The organism is Anabaena catenula FACHB-362 (genome assembly GCF_014698735.1).
GTDB classification, from domain to species: domain Bacteria; phylum Cyanobacteriota; class Cyanobacteriia; order Cyanobacteriales; family Nostocaceae; genus Anabaena; species Anabaena variabilis_A.
Genome location: NZ_JACJTQ010000001.1, coordinates 264274 through 283848, shown reverse-complemented (window position 1 = coordinate 283848; position 19575 = coordinate 264274). Strand labels below are relative to the sequence as shown.

The 19575-nt window shown below is 42.4% G+C and carries 23 protein-coding genes; 18 read left to right on the top strand and 5 right to left on the bottom strand.

What is annotated here, in order from left to right; all coding sequences use genetic code 11:
• Window positions 1-169 precede the first annotated feature (169 nt).
• On the bottom strand, window positions 170-1768 hold the full coding sequence (gpmI, locus tag H6G68_RS01350; RefSeq protein ID WP_190904983.1) for a 2,3-bisphosphoglycerate-independent phosphoglycerate mutase: 1599 nt from the start codon (window positions 1766-1768) through the stop codon (window positions 170-172).
• A gap of 190 nt (window positions 1769-1958) precedes the next feature.
• A complete protein-coding gene (locus H6G68_RS01345; RefSeq protein ID WP_190904982.1) occupies window positions 1959-3431 on the bottom strand; it encodes a hypothetical protein in 1473 nt (490 codons plus the stop codon).
• An 82-nt stretch (window positions 3432-3513) separates the two neighbouring features.
• Between H6G68_RS01345 and H6G68_RS01340 the strand changes: the two genes are divergently transcribed.
• Together H6G68_RS01340 and H6G68_RS01335 are read left to right on the top strand one after the other, a co-directional pair.
• Window positions 3514-3909, top strand: coding sequence for a type II toxin-antitoxin system RelE/ParE family toxin (locus H6G68_RS01340; RefSeq protein ID WP_190904981.1), 396 nt, complete (start codon window positions 3514-3516; stop codon window positions 3907-3909).
• Window positions 3881-4198 carry a helix-turn-helix domain-containing protein gene (locus H6G68_RS01335; RefSeq protein WP_190904980.1) on the top strand — a complete coding sequence of 106 codons (318 nt, stop codon included), beginning with the start codon at window positions 3881-3883 and terminating at the stop codon, window positions 4196-4198. Before H6G68_RS01340 ends, H6G68_RS01335 begins: the two co-directional genes overlap by 29 nt.
• A gap of 325 nt (window positions 4199-4523) precedes the next feature.
• On the opposite strand, the gene H6G68_RS01330 is transcribed toward H6G68_RS01335, so the two are convergent.
• Window positions 4524-6218 carry an ABC-F family ATP-binding cassette domain-containing protein gene (locus H6G68_RS01330; RefSeq protein ID WP_190904979.1) on the bottom strand — a complete coding sequence of 565 codons (1695 nt, stop codon included), beginning with the start codon at window positions 6216-6218 and terminating at the stop codon, window positions 4524-4526.
• Between the two features lie 729 nt (window positions 6219-6947).
• Between H6G68_RS01330 and H6G68_RS01325 the strand changes: the two genes are divergently transcribed.
• From H6G68_RS01325 to H6G68_RS01315, 3 genes are all read left to right on the top strand, one after another.
• The gene (locus H6G68_RS01325) at window positions 6948-9227 is read left to right on the top strand and encodes a cation:proton antiporter (protein WP_242045097.1); all 2280 of its coding nucleotides are present in this window, start codon (window positions 6948-6950) and stop codon (window positions 9225-9227) included.
• Between the two features lie 79 nt (window positions 9228-9306).
• Window positions 9307-9819 carry a hypothetical protein gene (locus tag H6G68_RS01320; RefSeq protein ID WP_190904978.1) on the top strand — a complete coding sequence of 171 codons (513 nt, stop codon included), beginning with the start codon at window positions 9307-9309 and terminating at the stop codon, window positions 9817-9819.
• A 33-nt stretch (window positions 9820-9852) separates the two neighbouring features.
• Window positions 9853-10602, top strand: a complete 750-nt coding sequence (locus H6G68_RS01315) for an AMIN domain-containing protein (protein ID WP_422595243.1) — start codon at window positions 9853-9855, stop codon at window positions 10600-10602.
• A 43-nt stretch (window positions 10603-10645) separates the two neighbouring features.
• Here H6G68_RS01315 and H6G68_RS01310 read toward each other — a convergent pair whose 3' ends face one another.
• The gene (locus H6G68_RS01310; protein WP_190904976.1) at window positions 10646-11185 is read right to left on the bottom strand and encodes a DUF3172 domain-containing protein; all 540 of its coding nucleotides are present in this window, start codon (window positions 11183-11185) and stop codon (window positions 10646-10648) included.
• A gap of 326 nt (window positions 11186-11511) precedes the next feature.
• Here H6G68_RS01310 and H6G68_RS01305 point away from each other — a divergent pair, with 326 nt between their 5' ends.
• Complete coding sequence (locus H6G68_RS01305; protein ID WP_190904975.1) at window positions 11512-11970, top strand: hypothetical protein; 459 nt, start codon at window positions 11512-11514, stop codon at window positions 11968-11970.
• Between the two features lie 52 nt (window positions 11971-12022).
• Here the strand turns inward: H6G68_RS01305 and ndhN are convergent, their stop codons facing one another.
• Window positions 12023-12499, bottom strand: coding sequence for an NAD(P)H-quinone oxidoreductase subunit N (ndhN, locus tag H6G68_RS01300; protein ID WP_190904974.1), 477 nt, complete (start codon window positions 12497-12499; stop codon window positions 12023-12025).
• Between the two features lie 868 nt (window positions 12500-13367).
• On the opposite strand from ndhN, the gene rplC reads away from it, so the two are divergent.
• The 12 genes from rplC to rplX all read left to right on the top strand — a co-directional run bounded on the left by rplC (window position 13368) and on the right by rplX (window position 19471).
• On the top strand, window positions 13368-14006 hold the full coding sequence (gene rplC, locus H6G68_RS01295; RefSeq protein WP_071191587.1) for a 50S ribosomal protein L3: 639 nt from the start codon (window positions 13368-13370) through the stop codon (window positions 14004-14006).
• Window positions 14007-14069: 63 nt separating this feature from the next.
• Complete coding sequence (gene rplD / locus H6G68_RS01290; RefSeq protein ID WP_190904973.1) at window positions 14070-14702, top strand: 50S ribosomal protein L4; 633 nt, start codon at window positions 14070-14072, stop codon at window positions 14700-14702.
• The gene (locus H6G68_RS01285) at window positions 14695-15009 is read left to right on the top strand and encodes a 50S ribosomal protein L23 (RefSeq protein ID WP_016952993.1); all 315 of its coding nucleotides are present in this window, start codon (window positions 14695-14697) and stop codon (window positions 15007-15009) included. The genes rplD and H6G68_RS01285 overlap by 8 nt, the downstream gene beginning before the upstream one ends.
• 135 nt (window positions 15010-15144) lie before the next feature.
• Window positions 15145-16008, top strand: coding sequence for a 50S ribosomal protein L2 (gene rplB / locus H6G68_RS01280; RefSeq protein WP_016952994.1), 864 nt, complete (start codon window positions 15145-15147; stop codon window positions 16006-16008).
• A gap of 142 nt (window positions 16009-16150) precedes the next feature.
• Window positions 16151-16429 (top strand): 30S ribosomal protein S19, encoded by a 279-nt coding sequence (gene rpsS / locus H6G68_RS01275; RefSeq protein WP_016952995.1) that lies wholly within the window; start codon window positions 16151-16153, stop codon window positions 16427-16429.
• Between the two features lie 95 nt (window positions 16430-16524).
• Entirely contained in the window at window positions 16525-16884 is a 360-nt protein-coding gene (gene rplV, locus H6G68_RS01270; RefSeq protein ID WP_190715804.1) for a 50S ribosomal protein L22, read from the top strand.
• Between the two features lie 51 nt (window positions 16885-16935).
• A complete protein-coding gene (gene rpsC, locus H6G68_RS01265) occupies window positions 16936-17703 on the top strand; it encodes a 30S ribosomal protein S3 (RefSeq protein WP_127052494.1) in 768 nt (255 codons plus the stop codon).
• Window positions 17704-17799: 96 nt separating this feature from the next.
• Window positions 17800-18225 carry a 50S ribosomal protein L16 gene (gene rplP, locus H6G68_RS01260; RefSeq protein ID WP_127052493.1) on the top strand — a complete coding sequence of 142 codons (426 nt, stop codon included), beginning with the start codon at window positions 17800-17802 and terminating at the stop codon, window positions 18223-18225.
• Between the two features lie 3 nt (window positions 18226-18228).
• Window positions 18229-18456 (top strand): 50S ribosomal protein L29, encoded by a 228-nt coding sequence (gene rpmC, locus H6G68_RS01255; protein ID WP_016952999.1) that lies wholly within the window; start codon window positions 18229-18231, stop codon window positions 18454-18456.
• A 6-nt stretch (window positions 18457-18462) separates the two neighbouring features.
• On the top strand, window positions 18463-18714 hold the full coding sequence (gene rpsQ / locus H6G68_RS01250; RefSeq protein ID WP_071191593.1) for a 30S ribosomal protein S17: 252 nt from the start codon (window positions 18463-18465) through the stop codon (window positions 18712-18714).
• Between the two features lie 41 nt (window positions 18715-18755).
• Window positions 18756-19124, top strand: a complete 369-nt coding sequence (gene rplN, locus H6G68_RS01245) for a 50S ribosomal protein L14 (protein WP_016953001.1) — start codon at window positions 18756-18758, stop codon at window positions 19122-19124.
• Window positions 19124-19471, top strand: a complete 348-nt coding sequence (gene rplX, locus H6G68_RS01240) for a 50S ribosomal protein L24 (RefSeq protein ID WP_071191595.1) — start codon at window positions 19124-19126, stop codon at window positions 19469-19471. Before rplN ends, rplX begins: the two co-directional genes overlap by 1 nt.
• The last annotated feature ends 104 nt before the right edge of the window (window positions 19472-19575 follow it).

Sequence of the window (19575 nt, the reverse complement as noted above, 5' to 3'; positions counted from 1 at the left end):
ATACTCTGTATGGAAATGCATTCTAGAAGGCTCTGCCAGGGCGTTACAGTAGAGTCAGAGCCTCTATGATAGCATTAAGAGTCGGAGACTAGGAACAAGATAATGGTGTAGGGGTAAAGCGCATTGCTAAACCCCTACTTAAAGACCTACTTCTGAATTCCTGGCTATTTTACAACCCTATTTGTGCAGGAGTGCGAGTAGGTTTCAAGTCGTATTCTGCTGCTTTAAGGAGCGATCGCCCGGTCATTTCTGTTGGTTGGGGAAGCTGTAAAATATCTAGAATAGTGGGGGCAATGTCGGCTAACTTGCCATCATTTCTCAATTCCACATTTGTACCATATCCAGGTATTTTGACTTTTTCGCCTTCTACCAAGATTAAGGGAACTGGGTTAGTGGTGTGAGCCGTCCAAGGATTACCCTGATCATCTAGCATATACTCAGCATTGCCGTGGTCAGCAGTAATGATTGCTGTGCCGCCAAATTTACCAATGGTGTCCAGGAGACGACCTAAACAGCGATCAACTGTTTCAATAGCTGTAACTGTAGCTGGTATTTGTCCAGTATGCCCTACCATGTCTGGATTGGCATAGTTCATTACCATTAGGGAGTAGATGCCCTTTTTTATCGCTGCGATCGCTACATCTGTCACTGCTTGTGCTGACATTGCCGGCTCTGAGTCATAAGTTGCCACCATTGGACTACTGACTAATTCCCGGTCTTCTCCATCACAAGGTTCCTCTAATCCCCCATTAAAGAAATAGGTGACGTGAGCATATTTTTCCGTTTCCGCAGTCCGAAACTGTTTTAAGCCATGATTAGCAATGACTTCCCCTAAAATATTACTCAGATTCTGGGGAGCAAAAGCCACAGATACTGGTAATTCAGGATCATACTGGGTAAAAGTCACAAAAGACAGTGGCTTAATTTGCTGTCTTTCAAACCCATTAAATTTGGAACTGACAAAGGCTTGTGTCAGTTGTCTAGCGCGATCAGGGCGGAAGTTGAAAAAGATAACCCCATCTCCTGGTTCTACTGCGCCAGGGGCAATCCTAACTGGAAGCACAAACTCGTCAGTTACGCCTTCCGCGTAAGATGCTTGTAAGACTTCTACAGCCGTGAGTCCATTACCCGCGCTATCTTGTGTCATCACATCGTAGGCGCGTTGAACTCGATCCCAACGGTGGTCACGATCCATTGCATAATAGCGACCACTAACGGTTACTATTTGCCCAATTCCAGCCTGATCTATGTAGTCTTGCACCTGTGTAATTGCTTTGATGCCCTCCCTGGGAGGGGTGTCACGTCCATCGGTAATGGCGTGGATACAAACTTGTGAAAGTTGCTGTTCTTTGGCTAAGTCAACTAGTCCAAATAGATGGGTTAGATGAGAATGTACCCCTCCATCAGAACAAAGCCCTACTAAATGCAACTTGCCATTAGATGAGCGAACTTCCTGGCAAATCTTGACAATTGCTGGGTTTAATGCGATTGAACCATCTTCTACTGCATCAGAGATGCGTACCAGTTCTTGAGGTACGACTCGCCCAGCGCCAATATTCAAATGACCAACTTCCGAGTTGCCCATTTGACCTTCTGGCAACCCTACAGCTTTTCCTGATGTGCGAATGAGGGTGTGGGGATAGGCTGCCCATAAACTATCCATGATTGGTGTTTTAGCAGCAGCGATCGCGTTTCCTCGCTTTTCCTCACAGTAGCCCCATCCGTCTAAAATGACTAGCACCACAGGAGCAACAGGTGCTTTGGTCATAGTAAAATTGCCCTTTACTTTTTGTAATAACCGAATGATACCATTGCTAACCAACTCTGGAGGTTAATTTAAGAAGGAAAAAATCTAAAATCCAAAATTTTGTTAAGTATTTACAGTTCTAAATCATCACTGAGGGTTTTCTCAGAATTCTCAATGGACTGTGTTAATCTTTACAAAAACAGTGCTGAAATCAAGCTCTTTCCTTGAGCGCCTGTTTTGCAATAGCACTAACCCAGTCTTGTGAATCATTACTTAACCGCTCCAAAATTGAAATCGGGGTATTGACATTTGTGGCAACTTTTGCACGAAGATCAGCGCGGGAATGAACTGCGAATTGTTCTAGCAAATGGACAGGGGTATTGGGATGAGCAGCAATAGCTTGTAAAGCATTAGTAAAAACTTGTTCACCATTAACCTTAATAAAATGGGGCGTTGGGTTGATTTTTAGATAAAGCTTCTCCAGTGCCTCGGATGGTGTATTGGGGTTTTGAGCCAGACTTAGGAGAAAAATAATGTGTACGCTAGACGGGGCTTGATATTCGGTAAGTGCAAGCAGCATCATAGGTGGTGTTTTCAAAGAAGATGCGATCGCGTACACTACATCAAACTCATTCATCTGCAACAGATTTTCTACCACTTTTGGCGTGATGTCAGAACGTTCCACCAATCGAACTGCACTTCTTTTATACATGGCTTGATTGGATGGCGAGACTCGTTGATGTTGCTTAACCAAGAACTCTGCAAAAAACTCCAGAACGGTAGAGGTTGCATTGGGATGGCTTACGGCTTTGAAGGGTACATCTTCATCTGCATCCTGCGCGAGCTTTTCTAAAACCTTTGCAGGGGTTGAGGGATGGGCGGCAACTAATAGCCGGACAGAGGCTCGTCGATCACTGGCTAACCGCTCTAGCAAGTCGATGGGTGTTCCAGGTTTTCCCTCGATAAAATTGATGATGGCGATCGCAGTTTCGGAAACATTGGGATGGTTCTTGACCATTTCACGAATTTCATTCCTATTTTCCCCCGCTAGTTTTTCCAATATTGCGCTTGGTACTTGAGGATTTCGACCAATTGCTAGATGCATCGCATAATCTCTCCAATCTGCAAACTGATTTAGCAGGGATAACGGTGCTTTGGGGTTCTGAGCGATCGCCTGTTTGACATTGCTGCTTCCACGCTGGGCTAGTTTAAGCAACAACGATTCAGAAGTGTTCGGATTTAGATGGATCGTGATAAAGAGGCGATCAAAATCATATATGTCAGAATTCCTCTCGCGATCCCAGAAACGAGGCGGGTTTTCTACAAGTTCTTCCAGAATGTGAAGAGGTGTCTTTGGATTTCCAGCCACAGCACAAAGAATTTCCTCATCCTCGATTTCGGATAACTGAGCGATCATTTCTTCACTAGTTGTTGTGCTACGAGCTAAAGAGAGTCTAACAAAATGGCTTTCAGGATTTTCCAGCAGCAAAACATTAAAAACCGGGTTCGCAGTAATTGCGTCTGGAAACTCTTTACCTAATTTCAGCAGCACTTTCGTGGGCGTATTCGGATTTTTAGCCACAGCCTCACGAACTTCTGGCTGAGGATGTGAAGATAGCTGTTCAAGCACTACAACCGAGGTATCGTCAGCGGAAGCTAATGCAAAATCGTTGTTATCAAGCATAATAAAGATTTGCCTAAATACACATTTTTAATAATTGCCTATTATAGCACCAAGTGCTATACTTTAGTTAAAGGAAACTAATATGGCAATCTACAAAACCCGATGGTTTAACCGTTGGGCAAAAGATCAGAAATTAAATGATTCTAGTCTCTGTAATGCTGTTGCAGAAATGGCAGCAGGTCTTTACGACGCGGATCTAGGAGGTGGACTATTTAAAAAACGCATTGCCAGTTCTGGAAAAGGAAAGAGGGCTGGTTTCCGTACATTGGTTGCTACTAACAAAGAAGATAGCTGGTTTTTTGTGTTTGGGTTTCCAAAAAACGAGCGTAGCAATATTGATCAGGATGAAAAAGAAGCCTTGAAAAAACTATCATCAGAACTGCTGTCTTTAACAGCAGAGGCTATTGAAACAGCAAAATTGAAAGATGAATTAATAGAGGTAATCTGTAATGAGGAAGAAGAAGTCAGCAATTCTTGAGGCTGTTCACGAAACTGCTATAGGACTACACAATGCTGGTGTAATGAGTCAAGTTACGTTACGCGAATTTGATAGCTTGTGTTTACCTCCAATTGAACCGCTAGAACCTCAACAAATTAAGCAACTTCGTGAATCATTTAATGTAAGCCAATCTGTGTTTGCTGCTATTTTAAACATCAGTTCATCAACTGTTCAAAAATGGGAAATTGGGCAAAAACGACCTACAGGCGCTGCTCTTAAATTACTACATTTAGTTCGTAAAAAAGGTTTGGACAGTTTAATTTATTAATCTAATCTCATCATAGATTCCTAGCTAGATGTACGGTTCATAATTATTCTATAGAAATCATGAATGATATTTGAAAAATTTTAAGATAATGGTGCGTTACGCTGTCGCTCTAGCGTAGCCATGCCCGCAGGGCTATACACACCCTACGTATTTTTTCATTAATAATAATTTTATGTAAACCTGCACAGAATAATAATCATCCATATTTATCTGTGTTTATCTGCGTTTATCTGCGTTCAATAATTCTTAAAATATCATTATCAAAAAATAGGTGACAGAAAGCCAGAATTACAATCAGTCACCCATACCCATTTGCCGATATTACCTATTTCTGCTTTGCTCCAGCTTTAGCAGCTTTAGCGGCTTTTTTCGCGGCTTTTTCGGCTTCTATGGCTGCTAACTTAGCTTGTTCTTTTTCCTCAGCAATTTTGTTGAGATAGTAATGGTAATCTCCCAAATAAACCCGGAATTCACCATCACGAATTTCCACGATTTTGTTAGCTACCTGAGAGATAAAATAACGGTCGTGAGAAACTACAATCGCTGTCCCATCATAGTTTTGCAAGGCTTCTTCCATCATTTCCTTTGCAGGAATATCTAAGTGGTTGGTAGGCTCATCCAGAATGATTAAATTTGCTGGACGTAATAGCATTTTTGCTAATGCTAACCGAGCTTTTTCGCCTCCACTTAATGCCCCAACTTTCTTAAATACGGTATCACCAGTAAATAAGAATCTTCCCAACAACGTGCGGACTTCTTCGTTTGTCCAGTCGGGAACTTCATCATGGATAGTTTCCATGACGGTTTTATTCAAGTCTAATGCTTCGGCTTGATTTTGCTCAAAGTAGCCAGGAATAACGTTGTGATCGCCTAATTTTACTATTCCTTCTGTGGGCGGTTCTGCACCCATAATAATTTTCAACAAGGTGGATTTACCAGCACCGTTGGGACCGAGAAAGGCAATTCTATCTCCTCTTTCAATTAAGAGATTTGCTGCCAAAAATAAAATTTTATCCCCATAAATATGGGTTAAATCTTTAATTTCCACCACTTCCCGACCGCTGCGAGGTGCAGGGGGAAAACGGAAATGTAGAGTTCTCACACCGGCTATCGGTGCTTCGATACGTTCAATTTTGTCTAGTTGTTTTTCCCGGCTTTTTGCTTGGGTACTGCGGGTTGCACTAGCGCGGAATCGGTCTACAAAGGTTTGCTGTTTTTCTATTTCTTTTTGTTGACGTTCAAAGGCGCTCAGTTGTGCTGATTGATTTTCAGCTTTTTGTTGTAGATATGAGGAGTAATTACCGAGGTATGTACTAGAAACACCGCGTTCCGTTTCGACTATTTGGTTGCAGAGGCGGTCAAGAAACTCCCGGTCATGGGACACTATCACCATTGGGGTAATTAGTCCTCTGAGGTAATTTTCCAACCACTCAATGGTTTCTAAGTCCAGATGGTTTGTCGGTTCGTCCAGCAGTAGTAAATCTGGCTTTTGCAAAAGAATTTTACCCAAACTCATCCGCATTTGCCAACCACCGGAAAAAGCACTCACCAAGCGATCGCTATCCTCTACCTGAAATCCCATTTCTGGTAAAATCTTGCCAATGCGAGCATCTAAGTTGTAGCCATCTAACGCTTCAAATTGCCGCTGTAAGCGATCTAATTTGTGGATTAGTTCATCCAATTCCTCTGGATTCGCTGTTTCCATTTCTTGCGGGATGTGTGTTAAAGCCATTTGTACTTCGTTGGCTTCTTTGAACACAGTCCAAAATTCTTCTCTGACAGTACGGGTGGGGTCTACCTCAAACTCTTGGTTGAGATAAGCTATATGTAAGCTGTTAGGACGAATGATTTCACCGGCGGTGGGTTCCATTTCCCCAGAGATGATTTTCAGTTGTGTGGACTTTCCCGCACCGTTAACACCGACTAAGCCAATGCGATCGCCTGGTTTGACTTCCCAGTTGATATCTTTAAGAACTTCGCCTGTAGGATAAATTTTACTTATATGTTCTAATCGCAGCATGAAGTAAGTGTCTCTCAGCTAGGGGATAGGTAATTGGGAGGAAGAGCTAACGCCGTCTCTAATCTTAACAAAATTTAACTACAAATTTACAGCAGAAATTTTAGAGCATCAGGGAGAAAGTTTGGCTGTAATTTAGATATACAGAAGAATTCAGGCTTCGGAGTGAGCTTCAGCCGATAGCTGGCGTGGCGTAGCCATACTGACTCCTGAATTTTTGGTTTAAATTTTGTACTTCCTGCAATCCACTGTAAGTATTGCTGAATAGCTATTCAGACTCATTCTATGCCAGTTGTCTGACTTGTTCTGCTCTCAAATCTAACGCTTCTGATATCTACTGTTTTTAATTTCTACTTTTTAATTTTAAACTGCGTCTATATGCGGTTAATTCTTATTAAGATAATATTCTATGCAGCTTCATCTTAATTTGGTATAACATTGTTTCAATTTAAAAGTTAACTTTTTTGAGTAAAATTTAAGCATTATTAAGATAAAAATAGCAATATAAGACTCATACACTAGTTTATCTTGGCATAGCTAAGGTATAAGTCATTTTTCGTTTATTTATGCAATAAATTAGTAGAATTTTTTACTCTTTTTCCGGGATTATTAACAATAATTAACATAAAAAATGTGTGGAAATACACCCAAAGGATGTTGAACAAGGTTGACATTTTGTCACGGTTTAAAGAATTATCTTAGGGAACCCGGATAGTCTGTTGAGAGGAAACTATGCATACAGTTATTCTAGTCCTGGTTGAGGTGCTAATTGTCATTGCAATGTCACGGTTAGTAGGCTTGGCATTTAGGTCAATTAAGCAACCATTGGTAATTGGTGAGATTGTTGCCGGGATTATGCTCGGTCCATCTTTATTCGGTTTGATTGCTCCTGATGTAGCAGCTAGTGTTTTTCCACCGGAAACGATTCCTTTCCTGAATGTTTTATCTCAGGTAGGACTGATATTTTTCATGTTTTTGATTGGTTTAGAGCTAAATCCCAAATATCTCAGCGGTAACTTACAAGCAGCTGTTCTGATTTCCAATATCAGCATTATTGTTCCTTTTTCTCTGGCAACGATTTTATCTTTGCTGCTTTATCCTCTAGTTTCCAATGGGACTGTTTCCTTCACCGCCTTTACATTATTTTTAGGGGCGGCGATGTCAATTACAGCTTTTCCTGTCTTGGCGCGAATTATCACTGAGAACAATTTACAGGGAACACGTTTAGGGACATTAGCCTTAACTTGTGCCGCAGTCGATGATGTGACAGCATGGTGTATTTTGGCAGTTGCGATCGCAGTTGTTCGGAATGGTAGCATCGATCAAAAAGCTGTTCTCACTATTATTGAAAGCCTACTCTACATAGGTTTTATGTTCACAGTCGGGCGTTGGTTTCTCAAACGTCTAGTTACTCATTATCAACGCGCTGGACGTTTGAGCCAATTTGTTCTGGCTTTAATTTATATGGGAGTTGTGGCTTCTGCCCTCATTACCGAATTTATTGGTATTCACCTCATTTTTGGCGCATTTCTATTAGGCGCAGTCATGCCCAAAAATGCCGAATTAGTGAGAGAATTAGCCATAAAAACTGAAGATTTCGTCTTAATTTTTCTGCTACCGATATTTTTCGCCTACAGTGGTTTACGGACGCAAATTGGTTTACTCAACCGTCCTGAGTTATGGCTGCTGTGTGCATTAGTTTTAGGAGTAGCGATCGCAGGCAAGTATATTGGTACTTATATAGCTGCTCGCCTCAGTGGCATTAACAAACGAGAAGCGTCAGCCCTCGGTTGGTTAATGAATACTCGTGGTTTAACAGAATTAATCGTATTAAACATTGGTTTAGAGTTGGGCGTAATTACACCATTGCTGTTTACCATGCTGGTAGTTATGGCTTTGGTGACAACATTTATGACTTCACCATTACTGGAATGGACATATCCAAAACGCTTAATCAAATTAGATGTAGTAGAGCCAGAAATAGAAGAAGAAACAGATATAGATATTATAGATAGTAGCGAATCTTACGTTAAGCCCTACCGAATCTTAGTACCAGTAGCTAACCCTAGTACACAAAAAGGTTTACTACAGTTAGCAGTAGCGTTGGCGCAGCCTAACCTAGATATCGCTCTCAACCATCGACAGCCCGCTATTATCAATCCTCTCAGTCTGATTGAATTAGAAGAAGACTACGGTTTTGAGAGTACCCCAACTGAGGCTAACCGATTAATTGCCGAGCGTCACCAGCAGCTAGAAGAATTGATCAATACCTTAGAACCGCTAACAATACGCTCCTATATACATCCCATCGTTCGCATATCCAGCAATGTTGCTAGAGAAACAGCCCAGATTGCTCAAATCGAACAAGCAGATTTAATTCTGGTGGGATGGCATCGTCCAGCTTTTAGTAATAATCGTTTAGGTGGAAGAGTTGGACAAATTCTTACCACCGCACCAGTAGATGTCGCCGTATTTGTAGACAGAGGAAGTGAACGCTTAGAAAGTTTACTAGTTCCCTACTCCGCAAATATCCATGATGATTTAGCCCTCATACTCGCTCTGCGCCTGCTTATTCATCGTGATACTTGTATGTTGCAGATTTTACAAGTTTTATCTGGAAATCACGCCCAAGATGAATTAAGTTATGAACTACAGGCAATGATTGGGCAATTACCAACTAGTGTCAGCGATCGCATTGAAATCAAAACCGTCACCGCCCCAGAACCCATACCAGCCGTAGTGTCAGCCTCTGAAAATGTTGATTTAACCATTGCTGGTACCAGTCGCGCTTGGGGTATTGAAAGACAAACTCTAGGACGATACACAGATGAACTCGCAATAAAATGCCGTTCTTCACTACTCATTACCCGTCGCTACAGTCAAGTTACCTCTCATCTGAGTTCCTTACTCCCGGAAGTTAACACCCAAGAAATAATATCGTGTCCGGTTAAAGACTTATCATTAAGGCAGCAGAGGGGCAGGGGGCAGGGTGCAGGGGGAGAGAGAGTTTAGCAGTTTCTGCACAGATACGGGACTTATCACTAATCAACCAGACTTGAAATAATTCATAATTCGTAATTACCAATTATCAATGAGGAACAACTTCAACTTTAAATCTTTAGCGATTTCTGGAATAGCGATCGCTTCAGTTCTTGTATTATTCAAAACTGTCACCGCTTATGGTGAAAATAATCTCCGCGCTACGAGTCTCATTAACAGCCGTTATCGTCTCACCCTAGCCAAAAACCTACCAAACTGTGAAAAGGGCAACTCTTTGATCTTAAATATTCAACAATCTGGTATTTATCTCAATGCCTCTTTACTACCACCTCAAGCCAACGCAGATACCAAAAAACAGTTTCCTCTCTCAGGCAAATTACAAAATCAAGAATTGCATTTATCGGGAAAAATTGACACCTCAAATTTCTGTCAACTTCCTTCTGCTCAAAACAGTCCAGATCAAGCTATCACAATCCAAATGTCAAAACTGAAAAACGATCATATTCCCGGTCAACTAAAAATCAACAACATTCCCACAACTTTAGAATTTACAGCTTCAGCCCAAACAGATCAAAAAGAAATTCCCAAAACAAATAGCCATTAAAACATGAAAATTAAACTCAGAACCAGGAAATTTTTGCCATCATGTGTTTTTACGTTTAGCTTATTTGGCTTATATGCAGCAATTACCCTAAATACGGGCATTACTCTCGCCACAACAGTTGCCAAACTCAATAAATGGCAGTTTAACCCCAAATCACAGCAACTAGAAATTACTCTTTCCGCAGCGACAAAACCTGAGTATTTCTACCTTCCCCAACCACCGCGTTTAGTTGTAGATTTGCCTAATACCCAGTTAGGCAAGGTTGACACCCAAAAAAACTATCCTGGAACAATTCAGAGAATTCGAGTTTCCCAATTTAGCCCTCACATTACCCGCATCGTCATCGATTTAGAACCAGGCACTTTTATCGATTCCAACCAAGTACAACTTCAGCCCATTTCCCCAAATAACCCCACTCGCTGGGTATTACGCCCCGTTATTTCCTATGATAGCACCTTAACACAACCAATTTCCTCACCTTCACCTGGTAATCAGCTATCCCCTGCCCCTTTAATCACCCTACCACCACCATCCACTAACTTACCCTTGACAACCACCAACTCCCAACAACCCTTTGTGACTGTACCCCCTCTCAATTCTCAAGACCCTTCTCAACTATCCAATTTGATTATTCTTCCAGCTAATTCTGCTGATTCTTTAGAAAATTCTCATAGCATTACAGTTCCTAATTCTGTACCTAATATTCCTAATTCAGAAAACTATTCCGATCAAATTCTCAATATTCCTGTAATTGAGTTTGGTCAACCGCTACCTTCTAATTAATAGTCTTGATGAACTATGTACACCAAGACTTATTTCCTATTTTTTAGAATCTTTCCGTATCCTGAGATGGTGCAACGGCTCCTGGTTGAGATAAGAAGAAGTTTTGAGCAGTTTCATTTTGATATATACACCGGATATCAGGCTTATCACTGTTTAAGTCCCCTGTAAAGCCAAAGGTATTCAGGCGATTTTTACATTCTCTTACCTGATCTGAGGTGACAAGTTTTTTATTTTCTAAAATTGCCCAGTTATTTTGTCTCAGAACGCAGCCAGGACGCATATTCGGTTGAGCAACATAGACATTAAAAGGGTTGAGAGTTACAAACAGTCGGGCATCCATTACCATCGCACTGGCTCCATACTGTACACAAAGATCAGGATTTGGAGCTTTAGTATCAATAAATTCACGGGATGCCACATTTGATGGACTCAACGTGCTTGTAGAACTAAACGCAATCCCAATCCCAATTCCCAAAATCAGCACACCTCCCAAAATGGCCATGGTGGCGAAGTTAAATGTAGGGGATTGGAAAATAGAGGGTTTAGAAGTAGTAGCTGATCTACCAGTAGATTTACGTCTCATTTTTGCTTGATCACCTTCACGCCAATTTGGCAGGGAGTAGTTGATTGTCTCCCTACTTCAGTATGACGAGTCTTCGCAGAAATTGTCTCCTATTTTCAATCTAATTCCCATAACTCTTTTAGGTGGGCATCTTGTCCGCCTAAATAATGTAATACGGGACTTGGGCATCCTGCCCACTGCACAAGGTATAATTTATGTTTTGGATGTATTTTTTGACAGCACAGAGCAAAAGTTCCAGAAACCCAGAAACAAAGTTTTCCAAAGTTTATCTGCCACCTAGTCAACAAAACGATAATCTGACTGGATAGTGGAGAAAAAACTCAGTAATGACCCAGCCTTCTAATATTCGCCAACTGTTGACTGATGCCAAGCTAGGACTGCTACCCTATCTAGACAATCGCCTCAATGAGATAGAACAATCCTGGCAGCAACTAGAAAATCTGCACTTAGAGCCTTATGATATTGAACTAAGAAAATGCCACACCATCGCCGCCAACGAACCTAGACCTCTGATTACTCAGTCAGTTTGTCTGAAATGCTTTATTACTGGTAGCGCCAAAGATAAATTAGAACTCTTACTTTTGGCATCAGAATTGCAAAATTCCGTAGATGCGACAATTTTTGAGTGGAGTAACCGTGAGTGGTATCAGTTTGAAAAACCGTTGAGGCGGCCAGTTACACAAATTACAGGTGGTTTAGATTACGAACTCCTAGAAAACCCTGCTCACTCTTGTCGTCTGGTGATCTATCGAGAATTTGATTTAATCTACACTATCAGTTTTTGAAGCAGTAAGAAAATGCTCATGCTGTATGGGCGGGGAAACCCCGCCCAACTGACTAACTAGCTAACAGAGTTTTTTCTAACGGTGTCCAACGGAAAGAGCGATCGCCTCCCCGTTCAATCACAACTTTAACTCTTGGTTCTAACTTGGGCAAATTAGCTAAATACTCCACTTCCTGGTCAGAAAGAATATGTCCCTCAATAATCCATAGCAATAGACCTTTAGATTTAGGTGGAAGCTGTTCTAACTGATAGCTAATTATCGGTGGTAGATAATATACTTCACCCACTGCTGCACCGCTACCAGTGCTTTTTTTACCCAAATGAGGAGGTCTGACTCCATGAACTTTTGTTAGATAGGCTGCAACGTCCCCCAGTCCCCTCGCAGTCATGTGGAGGTTGATATAGCCAGCCGCCCGCAATCGACGGCGATACCGACCTTCATATCCCCCTTCCAAAGGAACGTATACACCCAAAGCGCCGAATTTTTCCAAATCGCGGATTAAACCGTTGCCAGTGGTAAGTAGTGCCATAGATTTTCGTTTTATCCCACTCAGATATCTCTATTATTTACTCTCTAGTGGTAGATTAAGTTAGATTAAGTTGCATAATTTAAGCAAAATTGGGCATAGAGCAGCGGGAATTTTTTAATTTTCCCCATCTTCCCAGAATTCAACCCCAACCACCTAAAAATTACTAGACAAAAACAAATTAATGATTTATTATTTTAGATTGTGACCAAACAGTAAAAGTAGATAGCATCTTCTTGAGTCTTGCCAACCAACATAATCATCAAAATTTGATGAATTAATTTCCTAAAGGATAATCTGGTTGAAATGCGTAAGAGACTGCTAAACTAGAAAAGCTTTTAGGTCAAACTGAAGAAGGTCATGGCTTTAAACCCAAAGCCAAATCAAAGCTCCCTCCCAAGTTCACTCCCGTAGCCCCTTAAAAAACAGGCAAAACCTCAAACAATAGTTTAAGGTAGTTATAGAAGTAGAACCTGATCCGTAATGTTTGTTTTATGGCATTATAGAAAGTCTCAGGGAACGGATACTGGGTGGAAATCAACCGCTTAAGTCCTACTACAACGGTAGAGTGCCAGAGCAATTGCTTGGACGAAAGCATTGCTGCACATAGCGCAAAGCAATAACGTCTTGCATTGATTCCAGAGGTAATCCCTTCCTAATCAGAAGGTAATTATGGCTGTTCTGGTGACCAAGAGAGTGAAAACAAAAGGATTCACCAAGCAGTAGAGACAATATTTTGTGCGTCACCAAGAATTTTCACTGTCTAACAGCAGTGTAAATTTAGGAGGCTAGTCCACCAATGACGCTGATAAACTGTGTCTAAAGCAAATCCGATTCCAAGGTCAGCAACTAGAAAGGAGAACCAGTTACTGTGTCTGTAGGTATTCTCGGCACCAAGCTGGGCATGACCCAAATATTTGACGATGCAGGAAGAGCTATTCCTGTCACCGTAATCCAAGCTGGGCCATGCACTGTTACACAAGTTAAAACAAAACAGACCGACGGTTACTTCGCTGTTCAAGTTGGTTATGGCGAAGTCAAACCAAAGGCATTGAATAGACCACTGTTAGGTCATTTGGCTAAATCATCTGCTCCAGCATTGCGTCACTTGAATGAGTATCGCATTGATAACTCTGGTGATTATGCTTTAGGTCAAGAAATCAAAGCAGATATTTTTAGTGCTGGTCAAATTGTAGATGTAGTCGGTACAAGTATTGGTCGCGGTTTTGCGGGCAACCAGAAGCGGAACAACTTCGGTCGCGGTCCCATGTCACATGGTTCCAAAAACCACAGAGCGCCTGGTTCCATCGGTGCTGGTACAACTCCTGGTCGTGTTTATCCCGGTAAACGGATGGCAGGGCGTTTAGGAGGTACTCGTGTCACAATTCGCAAACTGACCGTAGTGCGAGTAGATGCAGAACGCAACTTAATTCTCATTAAGGGAGCTATTCCTGGTAAGCCAGGTGCCTTAGTGAATGTTGTACCCGCAAAGATAGTTGGTAGTAAATAGTCGTTAGTCATAAGTCATTAGCTAAATACAACTGACAACTGACAACTGACAAAGGACATAAAGATGGTTGAGAGTGTAGTTAAAAATTGGCAAGGAGAGGAAGTTGGACAAACAACTTTCGACTTGCGAGTTGCCAAAGAAGAAACAGCGGCTCACATAGTACACCGCGCATTAGTCAGACAAATGACTAATTCTCGCCAAGGAAATGCCAGTACCAAAACTCGTTCCGAAGTTAGAGGTGGTGGTCGCAAACCCTGGCGGCAGAAAGGTACAGGTCGCGCTCGTGCAGGTTCTATTCGTTCACCACTGTGGCGTGGTGGTGGTGTGATCTTTGGTCCCAAGCCCAGAGATTTTAACCTGAAATTGAACCGCAAAGAGCGACGTTTAGCACTGCGGACAGCTTTCGTCAGCCGTGCCGACGATTTAATAGTTGTAGAAGAATTTAGCAACGAGCTACAACGTCCGAAAACCAAAGAATTGGTGACAGCACTGGCTCGTTGGGGAGCAGCACCCGAACAAAAATCATTATTGATTTTGTCGGAAATAGCAGAAAACGTGCTTTTATCAGCCCGCAATATAGAAAATTTAAAGCTAATTGCTGCTGATCAATTAAATGTTTACGATTTACTGCACGCTGACAAAGTTGTAGTTACATCATCAGCTTTAGAAAAAATTCAGGAGGTCTACAGTGCCTAACTTTGACCCCCGCAACCTTGCTGACTTAGTGCGTCGCCCTATTCTTACCGAAAAAGCGACCATTTTGATGGAGCAAAATAAATACACTTTTGAAGTAACTCCAAAATCAAGCAAGCCAGAAATTAAAGCGGCAATTGAGGACTTATTTCAAGTCAAAGTTGTAAAAGTCAATACCTCATTACCACCACGCAAACAGCGTCGTGTTGGTAAATTTATCGGTTACAAGCCTCAATACAAGAAAGCTATTGTCACCGTCGCACCTGGGGATGAAGAAAAGATTAGACAAGTTCTATTCCCAGAAGTATAAGAATTTTAGATTTTAGATTTTAGATTTTAGATTGGGCTAGTTAATAAATAATTGCCAAGAAACAATTAAAAATCGGAAATCGAAATTCAAAAAATTCTGAATCCAAAATCGAAAATCCGAAATCCAAAATCACTTATGGGTACTCGTTCTTATCGCCCTTATACCCCCAGTACTCGCCAAGTTATAGTCTCCGACTTCGCGGAAATTACCAAAACTGAGCCAGAAAAATCACTAACTGAGTCAGTACACCGTCCCAAAGGACGGAACAATCAAGGGCGGATAACCAGCCGTCGTCGGGGTGGCGGCCACAAACAACTTTACCGGATTATCGACTTTAAGAGAGATAAACGGGATATTGCTGCTACAGTCACAGCAATTGAATACGATCCTAACCGGAATGCGCGCATCGCTCTGGTGTTGTACGCAGATGGCGAAAAACGGTATATTTTACATCCTAATGGATTGAAAGTTGGCGCAACAATTATTGCTGGCGCTGAGGCTCCGTTTGAAGATGGTAATGCCTTACCTCTGTCTAGGATTCCTTTAGGTACTACAGTTCACAACGTCGAAATGACTCCAGGTAAAGGCGGTCAAATCGTGCGTGCTGCTGGTGCAAAAGCCGAAGTTGCGGCAAAAGAGGGCAATTATGTCACTCTCAAGTTACCTTCCGGTGAAGTTCGCCTGATTCGCCGTGAATGCTACGCCACCATTGGACAAGTAGGTAACACCGACGCGAGAAACCTTAGTGCTGGTAAAGCCGGACGAAATCGCTGGAAAGGTCGTCGTCCCAAGGTCAGAGGTAGCGTCATGAACCCAGTAGACCACCCACATGGTGGTGGTGAAGGTAGAGCGCCCATCGGTAGATCGGGTCCTGTGACACCTTGGGGTAAACCTACTTTGGGTGCAAAGACACGTAATCGCAAGAAAGCGAGTACAAAACTAATTGTTCGTCGTCGTCGTAAATCTTCTAAACGCGGACGTGGCGGTCGTCAGTCCTAGAATTTGAGATTTTAAATTTTGGATTTTAGATGGGGTCTGTTTTTAAGCATTCAAAGTTTTTGAAGCCTGCTCAGACACCTTAATTATCCAAAATCCAAAATTAGAAATTCAAAATCCAAAATCCAAAATCCAAAATCTAACTATGGGTCGTTCTCTAAAAAAAGGTCCTTTCGTTGCCGATCATTTGCTCAGTAAGCTGGAAAAGCTGAACGCAAAAAATGAAAAGCAAGTGATCAAAACTTGGTCAAGAGCCTCGACAATTTTACCGATGATGGTAGGCCATACAATAGCTGTTCACAACGGAAGACAACACGTTCCAGTGTTTGTAAATGAACAGATGGTGGGTCATAAGTTGGGAGAATTTGCCCCAACACGTACCTACAGAGGTCATGGTAAAAGTGACAAGAAATCAGGCAGATAATCAATTAAAAATTCAGAATTAAAAATTAAAAATGAACAACTGCCATTTTTAAATTTTTAAATTTAAATTTTTAATTGATAAAGATGGAGAAAATTATGGCAACTGATACTACAGAAGTTAAAGCGATCGCTCGTTATATCCGCATTTCTGCCTACAAAGTCCGTCGAGTACTCGACCAAATCCGGGGGCGGTCATATCGAGAAGCCCTAATTATCCTAGAATTCATGCCCTATCGAGCTTGTGAGCCAGTATTGAAGGTACTCAGAAGTGCTGCCGCTAATGCTGAACATAATGAAGGGCTAGATAGAGCCGAACTAGTGATTACTCAGGCATATGCCGACCAAGGCCCAGTGCTGAAACGGTTTCAACCTAGAGCGCAGGGTCGAGCTTACCAAATTCGCAAACCAACCTGTCATATTACTGTAGCTGTGGGCGCTGGCACCGCTGCTAAATAAGCAATAGACACAACCAATTGCGTACAGTAAGAAATTTTAGAGGAAGCATTTGTGGGACAGAAAATTCATCCAGTCGGTTTTCGTCTGGGTATTACTCAAGAACATCAATCCCGTTGGTTTGCCGTTCCTGACCGTTATCCAGAACTATTACAAGAAGACCACAAACTCCGTAATTACATAGAACAAAAACTGGGTAGATACGCTCAAAACAACGCCGGAATATCCGAAGTACGGATTGAGCGCAAAGCTGACCAAATCGACCTAGAAGTGCGTACAGCTAGACCAGGTGTAGTTGTAGGTCGCGGTGGACAAGGTATAGAATCATTGCGTACCGGACTCCAAGAACTGTTGGGTAGCAACCGCCAAATTCGCATTAACGTAGTTGAAGTTCAACGAGTTGATGCTGATGCCTACTTGATTGCTGAATACATTGCTCAACAATTGGAACGCCGCGTTTCCTTCCGTCGGGTAGTACGTCAAGCTATTCAGCGCGCTCAAAGGGCTGGTGTACAAGGGATTAAAGTGCAAGTCAGTGGTCGGCTTAACGGTGCAGAAATTGCCCGGACAGAGTGGACACGGGAAGGTAGAGTACCTTTACATACCTTACGGGCTGATATTGACTACTCTTACTGCACAGCGCAAACGGTTTACGGCATTTTGGGCATCAAAGTTTGGGTGTTTAAGGGAGAAATTATTCCTGGACAGGAAGAAATTCCACCCCCACCAGCAACACGCGACCGAGACCGCGACCGAGATCCTCGTCGCCGTCAACAACAACGTCGTCGCCAGCAATTTGAAGACCGCTCAAATGAAGGATAGTCAATGGTCAGTAGTCAATAGTCAGTGGTAAAACAAGCTGACGACTGACAACTGACAACTGACAACCGACAACCGACAACCGACAACTGACAAATCATGTTAAGCCCTAGAAGAACTAAATTCCGCAAACAACAACGCGGAAGGATGGAGGGTCTAGCCAGCCGTGGCAGCACCCTCAACTTTGGTGATTTCGCCCTCCAAGCGCAAGAACCAGCTTGGATTACCTCCCGGCAAATCGAAGCTTCTCGTCGAGCCATGACCCGTTATATCCGTCGGGGTGGAAAGATATGGATTCGGATTTTCCCGGATAAACCTGTAACCATGCGTCCCGCTGAAACCCGGATGGGTTCCGGTAAGGGTAACCCTGAATTTTGGGTAGCTGTAGTTAAGCCAGGGCGGATTCTTTTTGAAATCGCTGGTGTTTCCGAAGAAATTGCCCGTGAAGCTATGCGCTTGGCTGACTACAAACTACCAATTAAAACTAAGTTTATTGCACGCTCTCAACCACAGGAGCAGGAGTAGGTTATGCCTCTTCCCAAAGTATCAGAAGCTAGAGAATTGAGTGACGAAAAGCTGGCTGAGGAAATTATCGCTGTTAAAAGACAACTGTTTCAGTTGCGCTTGCAGAAAGCCACTAGACAACTAGAGAAACCTCACCAGTTCAGACACGCTCGCCATCGCTTGTCCCAATTACTCACAGTAGAGGGAGAACGCCAACGGGCAGCAAGTCAGCCGACTAAAGAAGAAAAGTAGGAGATTATGGCAGTCAAAGAACGAGTTGGCTTGGTAGTGAGCGACAAAATGCAAAAAACGGTGGTAGTGGCTGTAGAAAACCGCGCTCCTCATCCCAAGTACGGCAAGATTGTAGTTAAAACTCAGAGATATAAAGTCCACGATGAGGAAAATAACTGCAAAGTGGGCGATCGCGTCCGCATTCGGGAAACTAGACCTCTGAGTAAAACCAAACGCTGGCAAATCACAGAAATCCTCAACACTAAATCTACAACTTAATAGTTGTTCCAAAGCCACAAACTTCCTAAGGGAGACCGATTGTGATTCAACCCCAAACCTACCTGAATGTCGCAGATAATAGCGGTGCCAAAAAGCTAATGTGCATCCGCGTATTAGGTGCAGGTAACCGCCGTTACGGTGGCGTGGGCGATAAAATTATCGCCGTTGTCAAAGAGTCCACACCCAACATGGCTGTAAAAAAGTCTGATGTTGTAGAAGCTGTCATTGTGCGTACTAGAAAAAGTATTAATAGAGACAGCGGTATGAGCATTCGTTTTGATGACAACGCCGCTGTGATCATCAACAAAGATGGTAATCCCAGAGGTACACGGGTCTTTGGCCCAGTGGCACGGGAATTACGCGATAAAAATTTCACCAAAATTGTTTCTCTGGCTCCAGAGGTGCTGTAATGGCAAAGCCACAACCAAAAGTTTTCCACAAAATGCACGTTAAAACCGGTGACACTGTACAAGTGATAGCTGGTAAAGATAAGGGTAAAGTTGGTGAAGTGATCAAAGCACTACCCCAACTCAGCAAAGTCCTTATCAAAGGTGTGAATATTAAAACCAAACACGTTAAACCTCAGCAAGAAGGGGAATCGGGGCAGATCATCACCCAGGAATTCCCAATTCATAGCTCTAACGTGATGCTTTATTCCACCAAGCAAAACGTCGCCAGTCGCGTCTGCTACACTTTCACCGCCGAGGGTAAGAAAGTCAGGATGCTCAAAAAAACAGGCGAGATACTCAACAATTAAAAATTAACAATTAAAAATGAATAGTTTCAATTTTTTAATTTGGAATTTTTAATTTTTAATTGCAGCGCAGCGACCCTGACCAAGCCCAGGGATAATAAGGACAA